Origin of the sequence: Nocardia sp. NPDC050697, from assembly GCF_040654395.1 — a bacterium.
GTDB lineage: Bacteria > Actinomycetota > Actinomycetes > Mycobacteriales > Mycobacteriaceae > Nocardia.
On sequence record NZ_JBFAHY010000002.1, the window covers coordinates 726,967 to 748,332 of the forward strand.

A 21,366-nucleotide genomic window follows, 5' to 3' on the forward strand; every position below is an offset into this window, starting at 1 on the left:
CTACCAGGCTCGGCCATCCGCCAAGTTGAGAGCTTCATCCAGCGTCACCGACTTCACGGCATGTTCTCGGTGCCCGGCAGATGGTCCGTCCCAGGTGCGGAGCGCGAGCACGAACGCTTCCAACGTCTTCACCGACACCGCACGCTGCTGGTGCTGTGTCCGAGGAAACCGAACCCGCTGCGGCAGTTGCTTACTCACCCGCGCCCCCTTCGATGCTTGGTTTGCACTCGACACCAGGAGCAACCACCGGTGCCGAGCGCTGGGTGCGACGCTACGAATGCGCCAGGCAACCGGTCCACCGACTTGACCAAACTTGCCCGGATTCATTCTTAGCTGCCTCATTGAGTGCCCAGCCGCGCGATAATGGTCCTTAGATATGTCAAACAACGCCAAGTCGTTCGACGGGGGATCACGCGATGCTGACACTGAAATCCTTGGCACCGGCGGAAGCGGCACGGGCGAATGCCCGACGCTGTACGCGACGGACCAGGGCACCTACGCGGTGCAAGGCTGGACAACCGGCCGAGCCGAAACGGTGGAAATCCCGCATCTGTTGCTCGGGTTCGCCGAGCCTGACACGTTCATAGGGGCTGAGCTGGCCGACACCGGCCGGGGGACCTTCACCCTCACCGGTCGGCCTGTCACCGACCCTGAGACGCTGGCGCAGATGAACCTCGCGGACGACGAATCAGTGATCGAGGTTCCCAGGCAGGCACGGAGGTTCTACGGACATGCTGCTTCGCCTCAACGATGAGCCGGACCTCTGGGGTTCGTTGTTCGCCGAGTGCGAGCGGTCGGCATTCCACCTGGAGACTCTGGACGCCTACGCCGTAGCGTCGGAATCCGAGCCGTTGCGCCGGTTCCTGAACGGCGAGCCGGCCGACACGAGGTGGTTCGACCCGTGGCGAACTGTGATGGAGGACTCCACCGGTCGGGGTGTGTCCGTGAGCCGGGTTCGGGTGGTCACCCAACCGTTGACCGATTATCGCCGTTGGTTATTGACACTGACGCCGGAGAACATCGGTGCCGGGGAGGACATCCGGTATCTGCCCCGACATCTCGCCGGGGAGGTGCCTACAGAAGACTTCTGGCTGTTCGACGACCTCCGAGTTGCGTTCCACGTCAGGGATGCCGACCACCGTGGCCTCGGGCTGGTGGTGACCACCGATCCTGGGTTGGTGCGGTACTGCGTGGAGACTCGTGATCGACTGTGGTCGCAGGCTACTCGGTTCGATGAGTACGCGGGTTCATCGAGGTGACTTCACCGCGGCAGGCTCGGGAGACGCTGGGTAGGCGCCTCCGTGAGATGCGTCGGGATGCTGGGCTGACCGGTCGCCGGTTGGCCCAGCTTTCCGGGTGGCACGAGTCCAAGGTTTCCAAGATCGAATCCGGTAGCAGACCACCCAGCGAGGCCGACCTACGCGCCTACACCAACCACACCGGCACTCAGGATCAGCTGGCCGACCTGTTGGCTACCCTGCGCGGGATCGAAGCGGCCTACGTCGAACTTCGGCGATCACTTGCCACCGGTACCCGGCGGCGGCAAGAGCGGTCGGTGAAGCTGGCCCGGGAAACCCGGCTACAGCGCATCTACGAACCCCAGATTGTTCCGGGCATCTTCCAGACACCGGAGTACGCCGAACAGATACTCGGGCGCGCCATACGGTTCTACGGCATCCCCGACGACGTCGACGCCGGAGTGTCGAAGCGGATCGAGCGGCAACAGTGGTTGTACCGGGGAGACCGGCGGTTTCACGTCGTGGTGACTGAACACGCCATCCGCAACCCGGTCGGTGGTCCCGGTGTCCACCGGGGGCAGCTGGACCGGCTGCTGACTGTATCGGGGCTTCCCCGGGTGCTGCTGGGAATCATTCCAGCCAATCGGCCGATGCCGATGCAATCGACCAACTTCGTGATGTTCGATGCCCGATTGGTGCTGGTGGAGACACCCACCGCAGAGGTATCGGTGACTCAGCCGCGCGAAGTAGAGACATATGCCCGCCTGTTCGCTGAGCTGGCCGAGTCGTCTGTGACCGGAGATGCTGCGCGGGAGTTGATCGGTCGAGTACTGCACGACTCGGATGCCTGAGTTATGGGCGGTACCGTCTAGTGCTCCCCCTCGCGGCGGGCCGGTTCCGGCCGCGAAGGCCGCCGCCTCCGGCCGCGCCGAACCACGCTGCCCCGAGCCAGCACGGACTTCCCCTCGGTCGTCCCCGAGGGTAGCTATCCCCCGAGCACGAAGGCGACCAGGAAGCCCGCGGCGGTGGCGAGTCCGACCCACCAGCCGCCCTCGCGGTACGCCTCCGGCATGAGCGAGTCGGCGAGCACCGCGATGGTGGCGCCGCCGGCGAACGCCTGGACGGTGCTGATGCTGGTGGCGGAGAGGTTGTCGGAGAGCAGGTTTCCGGCGACCGTCACCGCCACCAGGACGACGCCGGTCGCGGTCCAGAGCAGGAGGGCGCGGCGCGGCGGGAAGTGCTTGTCCCGGCGCAGCAGGGCGGAGCCGCTGATCGCCTCCGGCACATTGCCGACCGCGATCGCGACCAGCAGCACCAGCCCGCCGGACTCGGTGAGCGTCACCCCGAGCGCGGTGTTCTCCGGGATCCCGTCCAGCACGGTGCCGAGCATGAGCGCCCAGCCGAGCGCGCTCGCCCCGAGCCGCGTCTCCAGCAGGTGGTTGGCCCCGACGTAGAGCCCGGCGCCCGCGAAGAGCGCGAGCCCGGCGACGGTCACCCCGGCCTGGCCGAAAGCGGGGCCGAAGAGTTCCTCGGAGACCGCGGCGATCATGGTGCCCGCGCCGAACGCCATGAGCGTCGCGAGTACCTGTTTCGGCAACGACCAGCGCAGCCCGACGAATGCCCCGATCACCAACGGCACCGCGGTGCCGAGGCCGTAGAGCAGTGCGGTTCCCATGCGCTCAGCCTAGGCAGCCGGACGTATTTCGCCGCACTCGCATTCGCGCCCGCCGAACGCCGCTCCGGCATTACCGCGCTTGCTTCCGAAAAAAATCTAAGAAAGTCCGTCAAAATCCGCCCCAGAATTCCGGGTCAGTGCGTAACGTCTGATCGGCAAACGCCTGGTACCCACGCTGTTCGGGAGGCACATGGATTAGCCGTCACACTGCCAACTTCCGGCTAACGCGCGGTTCGCCGGAGGTTCCGGCGAAGGGCCTGATCCATGACGAGGGGATCGGGCCCTTCTGTATTGTCTGCGGCGATGTCACAGGATGCGAATACGGGGCGTATGTATGCCGGACAGCCCGTCGAGGACCGGCAACGTCAACGGCGTGCGCGTTTTCTGGAATCGGGCCTGACGGTATTCGCCCGGGACGGGTACGCCAACAGTTCGGTGGGGGCGATCTGTAAGGACGCCGGGCTCTCCTCGCGGCAGTTCTACGAGGAGTTCAGCGGCCGCGAGTCGCTGCTCTTGGAACTTTACGAACAAATCGACCGGGAGTGCCGCGATTCGGTCGCCAAAGCGCTTGCGGTGACCGGGGATGCGAGCGCGCTGGTGCGCATCGACGCCGCCACCCGCGCCTACATCGAATCGGTCGGCACCGACCCGCGCCGGGCCAGGGTGGCGCTGGTCGAGGTGGTCGGCGCCGGGCCGAAGGTGGAGAAGTTCCGGCTGGAGCTGCGCCGGGTCTGGGGGGCCATGCTGGCGGACGCGGTGGAGTCGGCGGCCAGCCACGGCGAGGTCCCGGCCGGGGATTACGACATGCGGGTGCTCGCGGTGATCGGCGCGGTGAACTACGTGGTCGACGCGTGGAGCGGCGCCGACCCGCGCCCCCCGCTGGACGAGGTCATCGCGGTGCTGAGCCGGGTGATCCTCGGAGCCGTCCGCGCCTGAGCAGCGCGGTAGCCTGCGGCGCATGGAGACCGTTCCGATCCAGATGCCCGACGGGTCCACCGTCCCGGTGCGGCTGCTCGGCGCCTCCGGCACGCACCGGCACCCGGTGACGCCGGACGCCCCGCGCCCCGCCGTGGTGATCGTGCCCGGCCTCGGCGTCCCCGGGGGCTACTACGAGACCGTCGCCCGCGACCTCGCCGCGCGCGGTTTCGACACCGCCATCGGCGAATTGCGCGGCAACGGCGACAGCCGCCCCAAGCCCGACGCGGACAGCGGCTACGGCTACCACGAACTGGTCTCGGTCGACTTCCCCGCGATCTTCCAGGTGGTCCGCGACCGCTTCCCGCAGAGCACCCCGTACCTGCTCGGGCACAGCCTCGGCGGCCAGCTCTCGGTGCTCTACGCCGCGCGGGTCAGGGGCAGGCTCGGCGGGCTGATCCTGGTCGCCTCCGGCACCCCGTACCACCGCGGCTTCCGCGGCCTCTCCGGCCCCGGAATGCTGCTCGGCACGGCCGCGGTCGCGCTCACCGCGGGCGTGGCCGGGTACTGGCCGGGCGATCGGATCGGCGGCCCGGCCGGGTTCGGGAGGCAGAGCCGGGTGCTGATCTCGGACTGGGCCCGGCTCGCCCGCACCGGCCGCTTCGTGCCGATGGGCGCGGATATCGACTACGAGGAGCGGATCGGCAGGCTGAAGCTCCCGGTCCTCTCGATCACCATGACCGGCGACGAGATCGCCCCCGCCTCCTCGGCCGCGCACCTGCTGCGCAAGCTGCCCGCGGCCGAGGTGACCACCTGGACCCAGCCGGAGCTGCTCGGCCACAACGGCTGGATCCGGGAGTGCGGCAGCACCGTCGACCGGGTCGAGAAGTGGCTGCGCGACCGCTGACTCAGCCCCGCCCCGGGCTCTCGCCGTCGCGCAGCATGCGGCCGAAGAACTCCCAGAGCAGCGCGGCCTGGAAGGCCGACTGCTTGTTGTCGGCCGCGCCGCCGTGCCCGCCCTCGATGTTCTCGTGGTACCAGACCGGGTGGCCCTGCGACTCCAGCAGCGCGGCCATCTTGCGCGCGTGCCCGGGGTGCACCCGGTCGTCCCTGGTGGAGGAGGTGAGCAGGATCGGCGGGTAGGCGCGCTCCGGGTCGGTGTTCTGGTAGGGCGAGTAGCGGCCGAGGAACTCCCACTCCGCCGGGTCGTCCGGGTCGCCGTACTCGGCCACCCAGGAGGCCCCGGCGAGCAGCAGGTGGTACCGCTTCATGTCGAGCAGCGGCACCCGGCAGACGATGGCGCCGAACAGCTCCGGGTAGCGGGTGAGCATGACGCCCATGAGCAGCCCGCCATTGCTGCCGCCGACCGCGCCGAGCTGGTCGGCGGTGGTGATGCCGCGGCTGACCAGGTCCCTGGCCACGGCCGCGAAATCCTCGTACACCTTGTGCCGGTTCGCCTTCAGCACCGAGGTGTGCCACTCCGGCCCGTACTCGCCGCCGCCGCGGATATTGGTCACCACCCAGGTGCCGCCCGACTCCAGCCAGCCCATGCCGGAGCTGGCCGCGTAGGCGGGGGTGTTGGAGGACTCGAAGCCGCCGTACCCGTACATGACGGTGGGCCCCGGTGTGCCGCGCCGGTCGCGGTGCCGGATCACGAAGTAGGGCACCGCGGTTCCGTCGTCCGAGGTGGCGAAGAACTGCTCGGTCTCGATGCCGGTGGCGTCGTAGAACGCGGGCTCGCGGGCCAGCTCGACGGTCTCGCCGCCCACCGAACTCGCCAGCAGCGTCGTCGGGGTGGTGAACCCGCTGGTGGCGAGCATGAAATCGTCGCCGGACTCCAGCCGGTCCAGATTGAGGATGCCGGTGGTCGACATGGGCGGGGTGTCGGCCAGCGGCCTGCGCTGCCAGCCCCCGGGGCCGGGGGTCAGCACGGACAGCTCGGTGCGCACGTCGTGCAGCGTCACCAGCAGCAGGTGGTGCTCGGTCCAGCCGTAGGTGTGCAGGGCGGTGTGCGGGTCGGGGGCGAAGAGCACCTCGAACTCGCGGCCGCCGCCGAGGAAGGCCGGGAAGTCGGCGACCAGCAGCGAGCCGGCCGGGAACTCGGTATCGCCCGGTTGCCACGGCGACTTGAGCCGGACCAGAAGCCAGTCCCGGTACCAGGAGACGTCGGCGTCGGTGGGCAGCTCCAGCCTGGTCAGGGTGTCGTCCGGGCCGAGCAGCGACACCTCCTCGTGGTAGAAGTCGGTGGCCCTGGCGACGTAGTGCCGCTCGAAGCCGGGGGTGCGGTCGTACCCGGCGGAGACCGCGACATCCGCCGCCGCGCCCTCGAACACCGTGACCGCCGCCTCCACCGGGGTGCCGCGCCGCCAGCGCCGGACGACCCGCGGGTAGCCGGAGTCGGTCAGTGAGCCCGGGCCGAAGTCGGTGCCGACGTAGACGGTGTCCCGGTCGATCCAGCTCAGCCTGGACTTGGCCTCCGGCAGGAAGAAGCCGCCCTCATCGGGGTCGACGAAGCGCCTGGTCGCCAGGTCGAACTCGCGCACCACCTTGGCGTCCGCGCCGCCGCGGGAGAGGCTGATCAGCGCCCGGCTCTGCTCCGGGCGCAGCACCACCGCGCCGCCCCACACCCAGTTCTCGTCCTCGGCGGTGGCGACCGCGTCCAGGTCGATCAGCACGTCCCAGTCCGGCGCGCCGCCCGCGTACTCGTCGAAGGTGGTGCGCCGCCAGAGCCCGCGCGGGTGCCCGGCATCGCGCCAGTAGTTGTACAGCCACCGCCCGCGCCGGTTCGGGAAGGCGATCTTGGTGTCGGTGTCCAGCATGTCCAGGATCCGGCGCTGCAGCGCGTGGAACCGGTCCGAGGAGGCGAAACGCTCGACCGTGATCTCGTTGCGGGCGCGCGCCCAGTCCAGCACCGGCTCGGCGGTGACCTCCTCCAGCCACAGGTGGGGATCGCTTGCACTGGGGTCAACGCTGCCGGTCATCCCCATATTGTGGCGGATGTGGCGGTCGCGCGGCGCGGCGGCGCGGCGGTCGGGCCGGGTTCGCTCCCGGGTGGCTGGGCCGGACCGCGCATACAGGACTACGCTCGATGCCGTGACTTCCCACTACGATGTCGTCGTTCTCGGCGCTGGTCCCGGCGGTTACGTCGCCGCGATCCGCGCCGCTCAACTCGGCCTGCGAACAGCGATCGTCGAGCAGAAATACTGGGGCGGGGTGTGCCTGAACGTCGGGTGCATCCCGTCGAAGGCGCTGCTGCGCAACGCCGAACTCGCCCACATCTTCACCAAGGAAGCCAAGACCTTCGGCATCTCGGGGGACGTCTCGTTCGACTTCGGCGCGGCGTACGACCGCAGCCGCAAGGTCGCGGACGGCCGGGTCAAGGGCGTCCACTTCCTGATGAAGAAGAACAAGATCGACGAGTTCGACGGGAAGGGCACCTTCACCGACGCGAACACGATCTCGGTGGAGCTGTCGAAGGGCGGCACCGAGACGGTCACGTTCGACAATGCCATCATCGCCACCGGCACCATCACCAAGCTGCTCCCCGGCACCTCGCTGAGCGAGAACGTGGTGACCTACGAGGAGCAGATCCTCACCAGGAATCTGCCGGGTTCGATCCTCATCGTCGGCGCGGGCGCCATCGGCATGGAGTTCGGCTACGTCCTCAAGAACTACGGCGTCGACGTGCGCATCGTGGAGTTCCTGGACCGCGCGCTGCCGAACGAGGACGCCGACGTCTCCAAGGAGATCACCAAGGCGTACAAGAAGCTCGGCATCACCATCAGCGCCGGTGCCGCCGTGCAGTCCATCGACGACGACGGCTCGAAGGTCACCGTCTCGATCAAGGACAACAAGAGCGGCGCGGTGGAGACCGTCACCGTCGACAAGGTGCTGCAGGCCGTCGGCTTCGCGCCCCGGGTGGAGGGCTACGGCCTGGAGAACACCGGCGTCGAGCTGACCGAGCGCGGCGCCATCGCCATCGACGACGACATGCGCACCAACGTGCCGCACATCTACGCCATCGGCGACGTCACCGCCAAGCTGCAGCTGGCGCACGTCGCGGAGGCGCAGGGCGTGGTCGCCGCCGAGACCATCGCCGGCGCCCCCACCGTCCCGCTCGGCGACTACCGCATGATGCCGCGCGCCACCTTCTGTCAGCCGCAGGTCGCCAGCTTCGGGCTGACCGAGGCGCAGGCCCGCGACGAGGGGTACGACGTGCAGGTCGCGACCTTCCCGTTCACCGCGAACGGCAAGGCGCACGGCCTCGGCGACCCGACCGGTTTCGTCAAGCTGATCTCGGACAAGAAGTACGGCGAGCTCATCGGCGGCCACCTCATCGGCCCCGACGTCTCCGAGCTGCTGCCCGAGCTCACGCTGGCACAGAAGTGGGATCTCACGGTCAACGAGCTCACCCGCAATGTGCACACCCACCCGACGCTCAGCGAGGCGCTGCAGGAGGCGTTCCACGGGCTCGCGGGGCACATGATCAACTTCTGATCGCGCTCTGCTCGGCGCCCCGGCCTTTCCCGGCCGGGGCGCCGCTGTTTGTATGGGCGGGTGCGTTGGGTAGCGGGTGTCCTCGTCTCGATTCTGCTGCTGAGCTTCGGCTTCTACCGCCTGGTGAACGCCCGCTCCTTTCAGCTCGGCGGGGAACTGGTCGACCGGGTCGAGACCAGCGAACAGGTGGTTGCCCTGACCCTGGACGACGGACCGAGCACGCGCGCCCCCGAGGTCCTCCGCGTCCTCGCCGACCTCGGCGTCCCCGCCACCTTCTACCTCAACGGCCGCGACCTCGACGCCAACCCCGACCTCGGCCGCGCCATCGTCGCCGCCGGGCACGAGGTGGGCAACCACACCTACAGCCACCGCCGCATGGTCTTCGTGACGCCGGGGACCGTGCGCGACGAGGTCGAGCGCACCGACACCGCCCTCCGCGCCGCCGGGTACACCGGCGACATCACCTTCCGCCCGCCCTACGGGAAGAAGTTCCTCGCCCTGCCGCGGTATCTGGCCGCGCACGGGCGGACCACCGTCATGTGGGATGTCGAGCCGCGCTCGGCGACGGCCGCGGATATCGCCGCCGAGACGGTTCGGGCGGTGCGTCCTGGGTCGATCGTGCTGCTGCACGTCATGTACGGGAGCGGGGAGGCGTTGGCCGCGGTTCCGCGGATCGTCGGGGAGTTGCGGGGGCGGGGGTATCGGTTCGTGCGGGTGTCGGAGCTGGGCTGATCCGCGGGACGTCGAGGTCTCGCGTCCCGGCTTCGCCCGCGTCGCGCGGTCAGGCGGTGCGACGGTGCAGCTCGGCCTCGGTGCCGATCCACTGCGACGCGACCTCGTCGACCGACGAACCGGCCGCCGCCTCGGTGAGCGCCCGATCCTGTTCGACCGGCAGCACCAACTGGACGGTGCGGCGTACGGTCAGCGTGCCGGGCTCGTGCGGCGGGACTTCGACCGGCTCGGCGCCGGGGGCGAAGTCGAAGCTGTCGATATCCCAGTCCGCACCGTGGGCGGCGACGAGCGCGGCCTGCACCGGGTCGGTGCGCTCACCCTGTGTATGGCTCATCGGTGGTCTCCTCCCATCGTTCGAACACCGCGAGCCGGTCACCGGTGAGTTCACCCGCGGCGATGATCTCCCACTCGTCGGGCGTCACCCCGCGCAGCCGGGACTCTGCCCAATCGGGCAGCTGGAATGGTATCCGCACACCCTAGCGGCTCCGCGCTACCACTTCGAAACTCAATGCTGTTGCCGGACAGCATGTCTCGCGCTTCGTTAGCATGCATTTCGAGGGCGCGATTCGAAGGAGCGGCTGCCCCTCAGCGCAGCAACCCGTACGCCCGCGTCGGCGAGAGGGTGAGGAGGACGCGGCGGTCGGCGACCATGACCCGGCGGTAGTCGTCCCAGTCCGGATGCTCACCGGAGCCGGCCCGGTAGTAGTCGACGAGGGCGTCGACGGCCGCGTCGCCGGGGTCGGTGGCGATAGCCGTGAGCTCGGCATCGGCCTCGAGCACGGCGTAGGAGCCGAACGACGCGTCGGTGACGTGCAGCGCGGCCCACGGCTGCCTGCGCAGGTTGGGGTACTTGGCCCGGTCGGCGGTGATCGAGATGCGGATCCTTCCGTCGGCACCGGTCACGTGCAGGACGTTGGAGAGCTGTGGGCGGCCGTCCCGGCGCAGCGTGGTGAGCACCGAGCGGGTGGTGGTGCGGGCGAATTCGAGGGCGCGATCGAGTTCCATGGCAGGAACAACCGCGGTGGGGCGCGGGTCAGTCCCGGTCGTAGGCGTCCTGGGCCGCGCGCACCCGCGGCATGTTCCGCTCCACCAGCTGGACCAGCGTCTCCAGCTGGTCGGCGATCTCGGCGCCGAGCTCGGTGAGGGTGTACTCGACCCGCGGCGGAATGGCCTCCAGCACCTCGCGGTGCACCATGCCGTCGCGCTCCAGGGCCCGCAGGGTCTGGGCCAGCATGCGCTCGCTGACCCCATCCACCCGGCGGCGCAGCGCGCTGAACCGGTACGGCCCCTCGCGCAGCGCGACCAGGGCGAGGATGCCCCAGCGGCCCGCGAGGTTCTGCAGCACCGGCCGGGACGTGCAGTTGCGGGCGAAGACATCCGACTCCAGCCGCGGGTCGGACTCCATTTCCATGCCCCGAGCATAGCGGCGGAATGAATAGTGCTTACGGAAAGTTAGTGCTGAGGAATAGTTCGTACCAGAGGAGGACACCCATGACCGTCGCCGTCACCGGAGCAAGTGGCCAGCTCGGCCGTCTCGTCGTCGAGGCACTGGCGCGCGCGGGCGCCGCGCCGATCGCGATCGCCCGCACCCCGGAGAAGATCGCCGACCTCGCCGAGCGCGGTATCGAGGTGCGCCGGGCGGCGTACGACGACCCGGACCAGCTCGATGCCGCGCTCACCGGCGTCACCCGGCTGCTGCTGATCTCCGGCACCGAGTTCGGGCAGCGGGTCGCCCAGCACACCACCGTGCTGCGCGCCGCCGAGCGGGCCGGGGTAGAGCTGCTCGCGTACACCAGCATCCCGGACGCCGACCACACCCCGCTGATCCTGGCCGCCGAGCACCGCGCCACCGAGCAGGTGCTGCGCACGGGCGACATCCCGCTCGTCCTGCTGCGCAACGGCTGGTACTGGGAGAACTACCTCGGCAGCCTGCAGGAGGCCAAGGCCACCGGTGCCTTCACCGGCGCCGCGGGCGGCGGCCGGGTCGCAGGCGCCGCGCGCGCCGACTACGCCGAGGCCGCCGCCGCCGTGCTGACCAGCGAGAACCAGGGCGGCCGGGTCTACGAACTCGGCGGTGACCAGCGGCTCACGCACGCCGAGCTCGCGGACGCCATGGCCGCCGCGCTCGGCACCCCGGTGCGGTACGAGAACCTGGGCCGCGCCGGCTACACCGCCGCGCTCGTCGAGTCCGGGCTCCCGGAGCCGGTGGCCGAGGTGTTCGCCGACTCCGACGCGGGCGTGGAGACCGGCGCGCTCGACGTGACCTCCGGCGACCTGGTGAAGCTCATCGGCCGCCCGGCGGCCACCGCCGAATCGGTATTCCGCGCCGCGCTCTGACTCAGTGCTCCGGCCCGGCCGCCGCCGGGCCGGAGACCCACTGCACCAGCTGCAGCACGATGCCGTTCGGGTCGGTGAGCTGGAAGTAGCGCTCACCCCACTCCTCGGTCTCGATCGGGGTCTCGATCGGCGCGCCCTCGGCCCGCAGCCGGGCGTACTCGGCGTCGATGTCGTCCACCACGAACACGACCAGCAGCCCCTCGCCCGCGCTGCCCGCGATCCGAGCCGGTTTGAAGGTGCCGAGCCCGGTCCGCAGGTAGATCAGGTCGAATCCCGCGTCCGGCCGGCGCAGCGCGATGAAGCCGTCGGCCACCATGTGCTCGGTGAAGCCCAGGTGCCGGATGGCGAAGTCGGCCGAGGCGCGCGGGTCGGGGACATTGAGCGAAACAGCCGATGCGGTGATGTGCACGAGACCTCCCGAATAACTCTGTACTAAGTACTCTATACGTTGTACATGTAAGCTCGGCGAATGGCAAGCGAGAAGAACGACCCGGCGCGCACGCTGGAGCTGCTCTGGCGCGAGCCGGGCGAGCGTCCGCGCGGCCGCGGGCCGAGGCAGCGCCGCAGCGTGGACGAGGTGGTGGCCGCGGCCATCGCGCTGGCCGATGCCGACGGGCTCGGCGCGCTCACCATGCGCGCGGTCGCCGACCGGCTCGGCCTCACCCCGATGGCCACCTACACCTACGTGCCGGGCAAGGCGGAGCTGCTCGACCTCATGCTGGACAGCGTCTACGCCGCCATGGAGCGCGCCGACCTCGCCGGGCTGCCCTGGCGCGACCGGGTCCGCGCGGTCGCCGCCGCCAACCGCGCGCTCCTCACCAGCCACCCCTGGGTGACCGACCTGCCCGCCACCCGCCCGCCGCTCGGCCCCGGCCAGCTCGCCAAGTACGAGCACGAGCTCGCCGCCTTCGACGGCCTCGGCCTGGACGACGTCACCGTGGACGCGGCCCTCACCCACCTGCTCGGCTTCGTCGCCGCCACCGCGCGGATCGGCATCGACCTCGCCCGCAATGCCGCCGCGACCGGCCTGGACGACGCGCAGTGGTGGTCCCGCGTCGGCCCGGTCCTGGAGCGGGTCGTCGACCCGGAGCGCTACCCCCTCGCCACCCGCGTCGGCGCCGCCGCGGGCCGGGCGCACGACGCCGCCTACAGCGCCGAGCACGCCTACGAGTTCGGGCTCGCCCGCCTCCTGGCCGGTTTCGCCGACCTCATCGAACCCTGATCCGCACTAAACTCGACCCTCATGACCACCCCGCGGATCGCCCCCGGACGGCTGAGCGAACTCGGTCCGATCAACTGGCTCGTCTGGCAGGCACTCTCCCGCGCCTCCGGCACCAGGGACGCGCAGCTGTTCAGCACGCTGGGCCGCACCCGCGGGCTGTTCCGCGGCTGGCTGCACTACTCCGGCAAGCTCATGCCGGGCGGGCGGCTGCCGCGGCACGAGTCCGAGCTGGTGATCCTGCGGGTCGCCCAATTGCGCGACTGCGACTACGAATACGACCACCACCTGCGGCTCGGCCGCCGGGCCGGGGTGACACCCGAGATCGTGGAGCGGCTGCGCACCGGGCCGAGCGCGGAGGGGTGGTCGGAGAAGCACCGGGCGCTGCTGGCCGCGGTGGACCAGCTGGTCGCCGAGCGCGACCTGGACGACGCCACCTGGCAGGCGCTGGCCGCGCACTACGGCGAGCGCGAACTCATCGAAATCGTCCTGCTGGTCAATCAATACGAGGGTTTGGCCGCAACCATCACGACCCTGCGCATTCGGCGGGATACTTTGCCTGCACTGAAAAACTAGGATCGTCGGGGGGAACAACCTCATGCTGGTGCGGGTACGGCCCGGGGCGGAACTCTCCGGCGCCGAGCGGGAATTCGCGGAATGTCTCGGCACGCTGCCGAGTACCGGGCTCGCGCTGCTGGACGTGCCGATCGGGGAGAACGGCGGCACCCGCCGGGTCGGCGCGGTGCTCTTCACCCCGACCGGGCTCACCGTGCTCGAGGTATTCGGCTTCCGGCGCAGGCAGAGCGGCATCCTCACGGCCGCAACCGGAAAGCCCTGGGCCATCAGCGATTCCCCGCTGGACCTGGAGGATCACGGCCAGGGCGACCTCGCGGACCGGGTGGAGCAGAGCGCGTACGCGGTGCGAGCGGCGCTGGAGCGCGGGCTGCGCGACCCGGGCCACGTCTGCGGGGCGGCGGTGCTCGTCCCGTTCCGCGGGGTGGTGGTGCGCCCGGCCCGCACCACGCTGCGGCCGGGGCTGGACGTGGTGGTCGGCAATGCCGCCGACGCCACCGAACTCCGCATCTACCTGGAGAACTTCGCCAAGGGGCCGCGCACCTGGACCGCCGACGGGGTACTCGGCGCCTGCCGGGAACTCGGCGCGGGCGAGGCGGTGCCGCCGCGCGCCGAGCTGCTCGCCGCCGGGTTCGACCAGTCACCGGAGCAGCCGCGGCCCTCGGTGATCCCGCCGCCGGTGGTGCCGCGGGTCGCGCCGGCCCCGCGCGAACCGCACCGGCACCACCGCACCACCACCTGGGCCATCATCCTGGCGGCGCTGCTCGGGCTCTTCGTGGTGTTCGGGGTGGTCGCGACGGCGCTCATCCACGACGACGGCGACACCGGCGAGCCGGTCGCGCCGAGCGCGACCAGCACCCCGGCGCCCGCCGCCAGCACCCGCCCGCCAGCCTGCTTCCCGCTGCAACCCGACTGCTGAGGTCGTGCTCGCTTCTCCACCTCGTGGCGCTGTCGCAACCCGATCGTTTTGATCTGTTCAAGCTGCCGACAAGGAATTCGGCCGTAGGATCGACGGGGTCGGGGATCAGCGAAGCCGGTTCGCGTTCGGTGGTGCCTGCCGGGGGCGGTCAGGTTTGCCTAGGGGGCGAAGATGCGGGAATTCGCGGGCGCTACAGAGCTTTTCGACGTCATCGTCGAGCTGTGCCGACGGCCGCGGGTCGGCGATCGCTGGTCGGAGCCACGGGACACCAATGGTCGTGGGCTGCCGATGTTGTGTCTGGTTCGGGGCAAGGATCGCGCTGATGTTCTCAAAACTATCAGCGAGAAGCTCAGAGCACGGTACCCGAGCGATCTGCGCCGCAGCTACCAGGTTCTCTCCTGCTCGGCCGACCCGGCGAACGCGAGCTTGGAGCCGACGGAATCCGTCGCTCGCGTCCGCGGCATCCTGGAGAAGGCGTCATCGGGCTTCGTGCGCAATCCCGATGTCCGGGGTCCGCGGTTGCGATTCGAGCGGCTCCACCTGTTGCTGTGGTTGATGGAGCAGAGCGTCGACACTGACGAACGCCACCCGGACCGTACGCTGCGGCTGCGGCTACAGCGGCACGGCCTCACGGAGCGGCTCGGCCATTGGTTACAGCGTGCCGACCAGGAAAGTGGCAGCGACACCTGGTGGTGGCGGGCAGCGCTGTGGTTCCTGCGCTTGCTGACCGTCGTGACATTCCAGGTGGCGGTGACCGGGCGGGTGCCTGTTCTGTCCGGCCACTATCGCTGGTTTCTCCGCCAGCCCTACCTCGCGCCGGGGTTGTCGGGGACGTTCGTGCGGTTCGCCAGCCGGCTGACCGAGAACGAACGGGAGAACGAGGATCAGGATTCCGTACGGCTCCTGCTCGTCCACGCCTTTCTCGAAGATCTCCGCCGGGCCTACCGCCTGAGGTTCTGGCAGGTGTGGCGGCGGCGCGAAACGGTGTACCCCGTTCTGCTGATCGACAATGTCGATGCCGGCAACGGCGGTTTCGCATTGCTGGAATCCATCAATACCGTGCGAAATCAAACCGGACTTTTCGACCCGCTGCTGGTGATCGCCGCCGGTGTCAAGGTACCGCCGGATGCCGGAGCCAACGACCCGGCCAGGCCTCGCGACGCCGCAGCCGCGGCCGGCACCGCCTACGGGCACTGGCGTACAGCACTCCTCAGCGACCAGCGGAGACGTCGGGGGACGGCTTGGTTTCTGCCCATCCGGATACCCGAACCCGAGAAGGACCCCGAGCGCACCGAAGACGAATGGCGACCGGTCGGCGTTTTCGCCAGACGGGTGCGACCGGCATGGTGGTTGAGCCGATGGATCCGGATCGGGGTGCCTGCCATCGTCGTCGCCCTGGCGGCCGGAACGGCGCTGTGGTGGCAGGATGCGCAATGGGACAGGCATTGCGGCTCGCGTAACCGAGATCTGATCTGGACCGGCAGTGAATGCGCGGGGATCAGCGATGGCTCGTTCTCCTTCCTGCCTTCCGACGACGCCTTCCGGAAGGTCGAAGCCGTGATCGCCGACCAGAACCGTCGAGCCGAGGAGCAGCACCGCATCAACCCTGGTCGGCCGTTCATCACGATCATCGTGCTGGAGGGATTCACCGCACCGGCCGGAGACGCGAGCGTGTCGGCCGGGCCGCGCAAGTCCATCGAAGGAGTCGCGGTCGCACAGGCCAGGCAACTGAGCGGCCCGGCTTCGACACCACTGGTCAAGGTGCTGCTCGCCAACGCGGGCAAGCAATTGGACCAGGGGCACCGGCTCGTCGAGCCGCTGCGTGCCCTCCTGCGCCGCGATCCGACCGTGGTCGGAGTCGTGGGGCTGGACCAGAGCAGGGGAACCGTCTTGACCCTGATCCACGAGCTGTCGAGGATGGGGGTGCCCATGGTGAGCTCCACGCTGTCCGCGGACACGCTCGCGCAATCGTCACCGCTGTATTTCCAGGTGGCCCCGAGCAACCGGCGTGAAGCCCAGGTCGCCGCGGCCTTCGCCGATCGGGTGGTGCGCGAGGAGAACCGGCCGAGAACGGTTCGCATCTACTACTCCAGCGATGCGGACGATATCTACAGTTCGAATCTGTATCAGGATGCTCGCGAGGAATTCGAGGCTCTCGGATTCGCCGTCAAGTCGGTCGCCTTCGCCCCTCCCGGCATTGCCGGCCAGCTCAATGCCGGGGCCGCGGGACGGGACATCTGTGGTGATTATCGGGGGGTGACGTTCTTCGCCGCTCGCGGCGCCGATTTCGAGGAGTTCATCTCCGGCGCGGAAGGGTGCGGCGGCAACGACAGCTTGCTGATCGGCGATGACGATATCGCCAACCATGTCGCCGATGACGCTATGCGCACCCGGACGCGCGCGATTCCTTACTACTACCTGTCCTTCGCCAACGATGCCATCGGAGCCGGTGCCGCCCAGGACTACTACGAGCCCTGGAACACGCTGTTCGCTTCCCAGCCGCCCGACAGCGGTCCGCCGTCCGACCCGTATGGGCCATTGGCCTACGACGCCACGCAGGTGCTTATCACCGCGGCCACGTACCTGCACGACTCACAGCCGCCGATTCCGCTCAGCACAGGTGCCGTCTGGCGCGAGATCACCGCTATCCACACACCGCACCAGGACGACGGCCAGCCGAGCAAAGCACTGGAAGGCGTGACCGGAACCATCGACTACGGCGGTGACATCGCCAGGAACGTTCCGCTGAACAAGCCCATCACCGTCGTGCACGTGATGAGTGGCGAGGTCGTTCCCGATTTTCGCGGATATTGCGGACCACCCGACCCCGAGCAGCGGTCCGAGGACTGGTGTCCGCAGACCGACGAATAGTCAATCCCGCACCGCGCGGGCGAGTTTGGTGTACTCCAGTGCCTGCTCGGCGCGCGCCCGGACATGGGCCCGCGAGGTATCGATGTGGGTGGTGAGCGCGTGCAGCGCGGCGTCCAGGTCACCGGCGAGCAGGTGCTCGGCGACCGTGATGTGCTCGGCGGTCATCACCGCGATGCGCTCCGGGTTGGGCAGGTCCATGGTGCGCACCGGGCGCACCCGCTCGTAGACGGTGTGCAGCGCGTCGGCCAGCGCCGGGTTCCCGGCGGCGCGCAGCAGGGTCAGGTGGAACCCCTCGTCCGCCGCGACCAACGCCGGGCCCGGCTCGGGCGGGTCGTCCCGCAGTGCCCGCCAGACGGCCAGCTCGGTGCGCACCGCCGCGAGGTCATGCCGGGGGAGGTTGGCGCCCGCACCCGACAATGCCGCGGTTCCCCCGCCGGTCCCGATGGTGCCCACCGATTCGCTATCCGCCCTGATGGCGGCGGTGAACCCGCCCCCACCGGCGAGACCGGGGGCGGGCATGGCCCGCTGCAACCCCCGCGCCTCCAGCACGATCCGCAGCTCGTACAGGTTGTCCAGCTCATCGAGCCGGGGCCGGAACGGGTACAGCCCGTCCGCGTGCCGCTGCACCAGCCCGTCGGCGAGCAACCGGGCCAGCGCCTCCCGCACGGGGGTGCGGGAGACGCCGTACCCGGCGGCCAGCCGCTCCTCGCGGAGCCGCTCGGTGGCGGGCAGCACCCCGCCCGCCAGGTCCCGCCGCAGCGCGTCGTAGACCTGCTCGCGCAGCGAAATCCGCGCCATCGAGGCTCAGATCGCCATGGCGGAGCGCACCGCGCTCTCCGCGCCCGCCCCACCCTCCCCGCTGGAGCTGATCCGCCCGGACTGCAGCACGTAGTAGTGCTGCGCCGCCTGCAGCGCGAAGCCGATGTGCTGCTCCACCAGCAGCACGCTCAACCCACCACGCCGGGTGAGGTCGATGATGGTGCGTTCGATCTCCGCCACCACCGAGGGCTGGATCCCCTCGGTCGGCTCGTCCAGGATGAGCAGCTTCGGCTCGGTGATCAGCGCCCGCGCGATGGCCAGCTGCTGGCGCTGGCCGCCGGAGAGCAGCCCGGCCTTGCGCGGGAGCAGCTCGCGCAGCGCGGGGAAGAGGTCGAGCGCCTCGTCGATCAGCGCCTTCCCGCGTTTCCGCCCGTCCGCCACCACCTGGAGGTTCTCCATGGTGCTGAGCTGGCCGAAGCTCTGCTGCCCCTGCGGCACGTAGGCGATGCCGCGGCGCACCCGCCGGGAGGGCGCGAGCTTGGTGATGGTCTCGCCGTCGAAGGCGATCCGCCCCGACTTCACCCCGATCAGCCCGACCGCGGTGCGCAGCAGCGTGGTCTTGCCCGCGCCGTTGTGGCCCATGACCGCCACCACGCTGTCGTCCGGCACGGTCAGCGTGGCGCCGTGGATCACCTCGGTGCGGCCGTAGCCGGAGCGCACGTCATCGAGCTCGAGCATCGTCGGTCTCCTCCTCCACGGCGATCACCGTGACATCGCTCAGATCGGCTCCGGTGCTGTCGATCTCGGCCGCCGTGCCGAGGTACACCTCCTGCACCTTGGGATCGGCCTGCACCTGTTCGACGGTGCCCTCGCTGAGCAGCTTGCCGCCGGCCAGCACCGTCACCGAGTTGGCGAACGAGCGCATGAAGTCCATGTCGTGCTCGACCACCACGACGACGCGCTCGCCGCCGATCCGGCGCAGCAGGTTCCCGGTCTCCTCGCGCTCCTCGGCGCTCATGCCCGCCACCGGCTCGTCCAGCAGCAGCACGGTGGCGTTCTGCACCAGCAGCATGCCGATCTCCAGCCACTGCTTCTGGCCGTGCGCGAGCACGCCCGCCGGTTTGTCCCGCAGCGCGGTGAGGCCGGTGGTCTCCAGCGCCTCCTCGATGGCGGGCAACACCGACTTCCTGGTGCGGAGCAGCGTCAGCGCCGAGCGACCGGCGCCCGCCGCGATATCGAGGTTCTGCAACACCGTGAGCTGCTCGAACACGCTCGCGGTCTGGAAGGTCCGTCCGATCCCGGCGCGCGCGATCTGGTGCACCTTCTTGCCGAGCAGCTCCACCCCGGTCTTCTGCACCGACCCGGTGCCGGGCACCAGGCCGGTGATGGCGTCGATCAGGGTGGTCTTGCCCGCGCCGTTCGGGCCGATCAGGAAGCGCAGGTCGCCGGAGAGCACGGTGAGATCTACGTCGGTGACGGCTTTGAAGCCGTCGAAGCTCACCGAGAGGCCGCGCACCTCCAGGTACTCGGCGGACATCCCCGCCTTGGCCGGTGCACTCATGGCGCCGCCACCTTCTCTCGTTCGGGGGCCGCCGGTTCCGGCTCCGGCCTGCGCCGGAACCGCCCGAAGTCCACGCGGCCCTTGAGCATCGGCCAGATCCCGGCCAGCCCGGCCGGGATGAAGCCGACCACCACGATGAACAGCACGCCCTGCAGGTAGGTCCAGCCGGACGGGAACTGCTCGGAGAGCGAGGTCTGCGCCCAGGCCACGCCGATCGCGCCGAGCACCGGCCCGAGCAGCGTGGTGCGCCCGCCGATGGCGACGCCGATCAGGAAGGCGATGGAGGGCACGACGCCGATATCCGCGGGCGAGATGATCCCGACGATCGGGGTGAAGAGCGCACCGGCGATCCCGGCGAAGAACGCCGCGACCACGTACGCCACGATCTTGATATTGGCCGGGTCGTAGCCGAGGAAGCGCACCCGCTCCTCCTGGTCGCGCACGGCCACCAGCAGCTCGCCGTAGCGGCTCCGCATGAGCTGCCGCACGATGGCGACCACCACGAGCAGCGTGCCCGCGGCGATGAAGAAGAGCATCTGCCGGTTGGCCGGGTCGGAGAGCTTGAACCCGAAGAAGGCGCGGAAATCCGAGAGCCCGGTGAACCCGCCGAGCGCCTGCTGCCCGGTGAGCAGGATGGCCAGCGCGGCCGCCAGCGCCTGGCTCAGGATGGCGAAGTACGCGCCCTTCACCCGGCGCTTGAACACCCCGTAGCCGAGTACCGCCGCGACCAGCGCCGGTATCACGAGAATGCCGAGCACCGCGACCGGCGCCGAGGCGAACGGCACCCAGATCGCGGGCAGCTCCCTGATCCCGGCGATATCCATGAACTCCGGCAGGTCGTTGCCGAGCCGCGCGGCGTCGGCCAGCTGCAGGTGCATGGCCATGATGTAGGCGCCGATCCCGAAGAACACGCCCTGGCCGAGGGTGAGCATGCCACCCCGGCCCCAGGCCAGCCCGATCCCGGCCGCCACGATGGCGAAGCAGAGGAACTTGGCGAGCAGGTTCAGCCGGAAGTCGCTGAGCACCGCCGGGGCCACCGCGAAGAGCAGCACCGCCGCCACCGCGAAGCCGGCCAGCGTGGTGACCCTGGAGTTCGCGCGCCACCGTTGTGTGAGCGTGGTCATGCCAGACTCCTTGTCCGGACGGTGAACAGCCCCTGCGGCCGGACCTGCAGGAAGATCACGATGAGCACGAAGACGATCACCTTGGCGATCGAGGCCGTGGTGGAGTATTCGATGAAGGAGTTGAGCAGCCCGAGCGCGAAGGCCGCGATCACCGTGCCCTTGATCTGCCCGAGCCCGCCGATCACCACCACCAGGAAGGCGTCGATCAGGTAGCTCTGCCCGATGGTCGGGCTGGTCGAGCCGATCAGGGTGAGCGCGACGCCGGCCACCCCGGCCAGCCCCGACCCGATGAAGAAGGTGCTGATATCGGTGAACCGGCTGGAGACGCCGCTGGTCTCGGCCAGGCTGCGGTTCTGCACCACGGCCCGGATGCGCCTGCCGAGCGGGGTGGTCTTGAGCGCGACGGCCAGCGCCGTCACCGCCAGAATCGCCAGCGCCAGAATGAAGATGCGGGTCTTCGGCACCACCGCGCCGAGAATGGTGATGCCGCCGCTGAGGAACTCCGGCACCAGCACGTTCTTGGCCGGGGCGCCGAAGATGTCGCGGGCCAGCTGCTGCAGCACCAGCCCGACGCCGAAGGTCACCAGCAGGGTGTCCAGCGGCCGATCGTACATCCAGCGGATGAGCCCCATCTCCAGTGCGGCGCCGAGCAACCCGCCGACCAGGAAGCCGATCACCAGCGAGATGAGCAGCGAGACACCGGCCGAGGAGACCACCGTCTGCACGACGAAGGTGGTGTAGCAGCCGGCCATGATGAACTCGCCGTGCGCCATATTGATCACGCCCATCTGACCGAAGGTCAGCGAGAGCCCGAGCGCGGCGAGCAGGAGAATCGATCCGAGGCTCAGCCCGGTGAAGAGCTGGCCGATCATGACGTCCATCGAGGAGTACCCCCTTCGGGATCGAGCCGGTGCGGGGCGGCGCCGCCGCCCCGCACCGGTGTCGG

Annotated in this window: 24 protein-coding genes; 12 read left to right on the top strand and 12 right to left on the bottom strand. The window is 69.7% G+C overall.

What is annotated here, in order from left to right:
- Window positions 1-198, bottom strand: coding sequence for a hypothetical protein (locus AB0H71_RS10995; protein WP_357017936.1), 198 nt, complete (start codon window positions 196-198; stop codon window positions 1-3).
- 178 nt (window positions 199-376) lie between these two features.
- On the opposite strand from AB0H71_RS10995, the gene AB0H71_RS11000 reads away from it, so the two are divergent.
- The 3 genes from AB0H71_RS11000 to AB0H71_RS11010 are packed head-to-tail and all read left to right on the top strand — an operon-like array spanning window position 377 to window position 2,089.
- Window positions 377-754, top strand: coding sequence for a hypothetical protein (locus AB0H71_RS11000; RefSeq protein ID WP_357017939.1), 378 nt, complete (start codon window positions 377-379; stop codon window positions 752-754).
- Window positions 732-1,259, top strand: a complete 528-nt coding sequence (locus AB0H71_RS11005; protein WP_357017942.1) for a DUF6879 family protein — start codon at window positions 732-734, stop codon at window positions 1,257-1,259. The genes AB0H71_RS11000 and AB0H71_RS11005 overlap by 23 nt, the downstream gene beginning before the upstream one ends.
- Complete coding sequence (locus AB0H71_RS11010) at window positions 1,256-2,089, top strand: helix-turn-helix transcriptional regulator (RefSeq protein ID WP_357017945.1); 834 nt, start codon at window positions 1,256-1,258, stop codon at window positions 2,087-2,089. Before AB0H71_RS11005 ends, AB0H71_RS11010 begins: the two co-directional genes overlap by 4 nt.
- A 134-nt stretch (window positions 2,090-2,223) precedes the next feature.
- On the opposite strand, the gene AB0H71_RS11015 is transcribed toward AB0H71_RS11010, so the two are convergent.
- On the bottom strand, window positions 2,224-2,913 hold the full coding sequence (locus AB0H71_RS11015) for a ZIP family metal transporter (protein WP_357017948.1): 690 nt from the start codon (window positions 2,911-2,913) through the stop codon (window positions 2,224-2,226).
- Window positions 2,914-3,243: 330 nt separating this feature from the next.
- Here AB0H71_RS11015 and AB0H71_RS11020 point away from each other — a divergent pair, with 330 nt between their 5' ends.
- Window positions 3,244-3,849, top strand: a complete 606-nt coding sequence (locus AB0H71_RS11020) for a TetR/AcrR family transcriptional regulator (protein ID WP_357017951.1) — start codon at window positions 3,244-3,246, stop codon at window positions 3,847-3,849.
- Window positions 3,850-3,871: 22 nt separating this feature from the next.
- A complete protein-coding gene (locus tag AB0H71_RS11025; RefSeq protein WP_357017953.1) occupies window positions 3,872-4,735 on the top strand; it encodes an alpha/beta fold hydrolase in 864 nt (287 codons plus the stop codon).
- A gap of 1 nt (window position 4,736) precedes the next feature.
- On the opposite strand, the gene AB0H71_RS11030 is transcribed toward AB0H71_RS11025, so the two are convergent.
- Entirely contained in the window at window positions 4,737-6,905 is a 2,169-nt protein-coding gene (locus AB0H71_RS11030) for a prolyl oligopeptidase family serine peptidase (protein ID WP_357018505.1), read from the bottom strand.
- 16 nt (window positions 6,906-6,921) lie between these two features.
- On the opposite strand from AB0H71_RS11030, the gene lpdA reads away from it, so the two are divergent.
- On the top strand, window positions 6,922-8,325 hold the full coding sequence (gene lpdA / locus AB0H71_RS11035; RefSeq protein WP_357017955.1) for a dihydrolipoyl dehydrogenase: 1,404 nt from the start codon (window positions 6,922-6,924) through the stop codon (window positions 8,323-8,325).
- A gap of 60 nt (window positions 8,326-8,385) precedes the next feature.
- A complete protein-coding gene (locus AB0H71_RS11040) occupies window positions 8,386-9,057 on the top strand; it encodes a polysaccharide deacetylase family protein (protein ID WP_357017957.1) in 672 nt (223 codons plus the stop codon).
- Between the two features lie 49 nt (window positions 9,058-9,106).
- On the opposite strand, the gene AB0H71_RS11045 is transcribed toward AB0H71_RS11040, so the two are convergent.
- The 3 genes from AB0H71_RS11045 to AB0H71_RS11055 form a co-directional block, all read right to left on the bottom strand.
- Window positions 9,107-9,391 carry a hypothetical protein gene (locus AB0H71_RS11045; RefSeq protein ID WP_357017960.1) on the bottom strand — a complete coding sequence of 95 codons (285 nt, stop codon included), beginning with the start codon at window positions 9,389-9,391 and terminating at the stop codon, window positions 9,107-9,109.
- A gap of 251 nt (window positions 9,392-9,642) precedes the next feature.
- Window positions 9,643-10,062, bottom strand: a complete 420-nt coding sequence (locus tag AB0H71_RS11050; RefSeq protein WP_357017963.1) for a PPOX class F420-dependent oxidoreductase — start codon at window positions 10,060-10,062, stop codon at window positions 9,643-9,645.
- Between the two features lie 28 nt (window positions 10,063-10,090).
- Window positions 10,091-10,468 (bottom strand): helix-turn-helix domain-containing protein, encoded by a 378-nt coding sequence (locus AB0H71_RS11055; protein WP_357017966.1) that lies wholly within the window; start codon window positions 10,466-10,468, stop codon window positions 10,091-10,093.
- A gap of 80 nt (window positions 10,469-10,548) precedes the next feature.
- On the opposite strand from AB0H71_RS11055, the gene AB0H71_RS11060 reads away from it, so the two are divergent.
- Complete coding sequence (locus AB0H71_RS11060) at window positions 10,549-11,394, top strand: NmrA family NAD(P)-binding protein (protein WP_357017969.1); 846 nt, start codon at window positions 10,549-10,551, stop codon at window positions 11,392-11,394.
- A gap of 1 nt (window position 11,395) precedes the next feature.
- Here AB0H71_RS11060 and AB0H71_RS11065 read toward each other — a convergent pair whose 3' ends face one another.
- Window positions 11,396-11,803, bottom strand: coding sequence for a VOC family protein (locus tag AB0H71_RS11065; RefSeq protein WP_357017971.1), 408 nt, complete (start codon window positions 11,801-11,803; stop codon window positions 11,396-11,398).
- 60 nt (window positions 11,804-11,863) lie between these two features.
- Between AB0H71_RS11065 and AB0H71_RS11070 the strand changes: the two genes are divergently transcribed.
- From AB0H71_RS11070 to AB0H71_RS11085, 4 genes are all read left to right on the top strand, one after another.
- Complete coding sequence (locus AB0H71_RS11070) at window positions 11,864-12,616, top strand: TetR/AcrR family transcriptional regulator C-terminal domain-containing protein (protein ID WP_357017974.1); 753 nt, start codon at window positions 11,864-11,866, stop codon at window positions 12,614-12,616.
- Window positions 12,617-12,637: 21 nt separating this feature from the next.
- Window positions 12,638-13,189 (top strand): carboxymuconolactone decarboxylase family protein, encoded by a 552-nt coding sequence (locus AB0H71_RS11075; RefSeq protein ID WP_357017977.1) that lies wholly within the window; start codon window positions 12,638-12,640, stop codon window positions 13,187-13,189.
- Between the two features lie 22 nt (window positions 13,190-13,211).
- Window positions 13,212-14,105: an NERD domain-containing protein gene (locus AB0H71_RS11080; RefSeq protein WP_357017980.1), complete on the top strand. Its 894-nt coding sequence runs from the start codon at window positions 13,212-13,214 to the stop codon at window positions 14,103-14,105.
- A gap of 171 nt (window positions 14,106-14,276) precedes the next feature.
- Window positions 14,277-16,976, top strand: a complete 2,700-nt coding sequence (locus AB0H71_RS11085; protein ID WP_357017983.1) for a hypothetical protein — start codon at window positions 14,277-14,279, stop codon at window positions 16,974-16,976.
- Here the strand turns inward: AB0H71_RS11085 and AB0H71_RS11090 are convergent, their stop codons facing one another.
- From AB0H71_RS11090 to urtB, 5 genes are read right to left on the bottom strand one after another with little or no spacing between them, the layout of a single operon-like run.
- Window positions 16,977-17,774, bottom strand: coding sequence for a GntR family transcriptional regulator (locus AB0H71_RS11090; RefSeq protein ID WP_357017985.1), 798 nt, complete (start codon window positions 17,772-17,774; stop codon window positions 16,977-16,979).
- Between the two features lie 6 nt (window positions 17,775-17,780).
- On the bottom strand, window positions 17,781-18,473 hold the full coding sequence (urtE, locus tag AB0H71_RS11095) for an urea ABC transporter ATP-binding subunit UrtE (RefSeq protein WP_357017988.1): 693 nt from the start codon (window positions 18,471-18,473) through the stop codon (window positions 17,781-17,783).
- Window positions 18,457-19,296: an urea ABC transporter ATP-binding protein UrtD gene (gene urtD, locus AB0H71_RS11100; RefSeq protein WP_357017991.1), complete on the bottom strand. Its 840-nt coding sequence runs from the start codon at window positions 19,294-19,296 to the stop codon at window positions 18,457-18,459. Before urtD ends, urtE begins: the two co-directional genes overlap by 17 nt.
- Window positions 19,293-20,420, bottom strand: coding sequence for an urea ABC transporter permease subunit UrtC (gene urtC, locus AB0H71_RS11105; protein WP_357017994.1), 1,128 nt, complete (start codon window positions 20,418-20,420; stop codon window positions 19,293-19,295). Before urtC ends, urtD begins: the two co-directional genes overlap by 4 nt.
- On the bottom strand, window positions 20,417-21,301 hold the full coding sequence (urtB, locus tag AB0H71_RS11110; RefSeq protein ID WP_357017997.1) for an urea ABC transporter permease subunit UrtB: 885 nt from the start codon (window positions 21,299-21,301) through the stop codon (window positions 20,417-20,419). Before urtB ends, urtC begins: the two co-directional genes overlap by 4 nt.
- Between the last annotated feature and the right edge of the window lie 65 nt (window positions 21,302-21,366).

Excerpts from the sequence above, each read along its gene's own strand:
- AB0H71_RS11080 (WP_357017980.1), top strand. The coding sequence starts at position 13,212 with ATGCTGGTGCGGGTACGGCCCGGGGCGGAACTCTCCGGCGCCGAGCGG.
- AB0H71_RS11070 (WP_357017974.1), top strand. The coding sequence starts at position 11,864 with ATGGCAAGCGAGAAGAACGACCCGGCGCGCACGCTGGAGCTGCTCTGG.
- AB0H71_RS11050 (WP_357017963.1), bottom strand. The coding sequence starts at position 10,062 with ATGGAACTCGATCGCGCCCTCGAATTCGCCCGCACCACCACCCGCTCG.
- AB0H71_RS11045 (WP_357017960.1), bottom strand. The coding sequence starts at position 9,391 with ATGAGCCATACACAGGGTGAGCGCACCGACCCGGTGCAGGCCGCGCTC.
- AB0H71_RS11090 (WP_357017985.1), bottom strand. The coding sequence starts at position 17,774 with ATGGCGCGGATTTCGCTGCGCGAGCAGGTCTACGACGCGCTGCGGCGG.
- AB0H71_RS11000 (WP_357017939.1), top strand. The coding sequence starts at position 377 with ATGTCAAACAACGCCAAGTCGTTCGACGGGGGATCACGCGATGCTGAC.
- urtE (WP_357017988.1), bottom strand. The coding sequence starts at position 18,473 with ATGCTCGAGCTCGATGACGTGCGCTCCGGCTACGGCCGCACCGAGGTG.
- urtC (WP_357017994.1), bottom strand. The coding sequence starts at position 20,420 with ATGACCACGCTCACACAACGGTGGCGCGCGAACTCCAGGGTCACCACG.
- AB0H71_RS11005 (WP_357017942.1), top strand. The coding sequence starts at position 732 with ATGCTGCTTCGCCTCAACGATGAGCCGGACCTCTGGGGTTCGTTGTTC.
- AB0H71_RS11060 (WP_357017969.1), top strand. The coding sequence starts at position 10,549 with ATGACCGTCGCCGTCACCGGAGCAAGTGGCCAGCTCGGCCGTCTCGTC.
- urtD (WP_357017991.1), bottom strand. The coding sequence starts at position 19,296 with ATGAGTGCACCGGCCAAGGCGGGGATGTCCGCCGAGTACCTGGAGGTG.
- AB0H71_RS11075 (WP_357017977.1), top strand. The coding sequence starts at position 12,638 with ATGACCACCCCGCGGATCGCCCCCGGACGGCTGAGCGAACTCGGTCCG.
- AB0H71_RS11085 (WP_357017983.1), top strand. The coding sequence starts at position 14,277 with ATGCGGGAATTCGCGGGCGCTACAGAGCTTTTCGACGTCATCGTCGAG.
- AB0H71_RS11025 (WP_357017953.1), top strand. The coding sequence starts at position 3,872 with ATGGAGACCGTTCCGATCCAGATGCCCGACGGGTCCACCGTCCCGGTG.
- AB0H71_RS11020 (WP_357017951.1), top strand. The coding sequence starts at position 3,244 with ATGTATGCCGGACAGCCCGTCGAGGACCGGCAACGTCAACGGCGTGCG.
- urtB (WP_357017997.1), bottom strand. The coding sequence starts at position 21,301 with ATGGACGTCATGATCGGCCAGCTCTTCACCGGGCTGAGCCTCGGATCG.
- AB0H71_RS11055 (WP_357017966.1), bottom strand. The coding sequence starts at position 10,468 with ATGGAAATGGAGTCCGACCCGCGGCTGGAGTCGGATGTCTTCGCCCGC.
- AB0H71_RS11015 (WP_357017948.1), bottom strand. The coding sequence starts at position 2,913 with ATGGGAACCGCACTGCTCTACGGCCTCGGCACCGCGGTGCCGTTGGTG.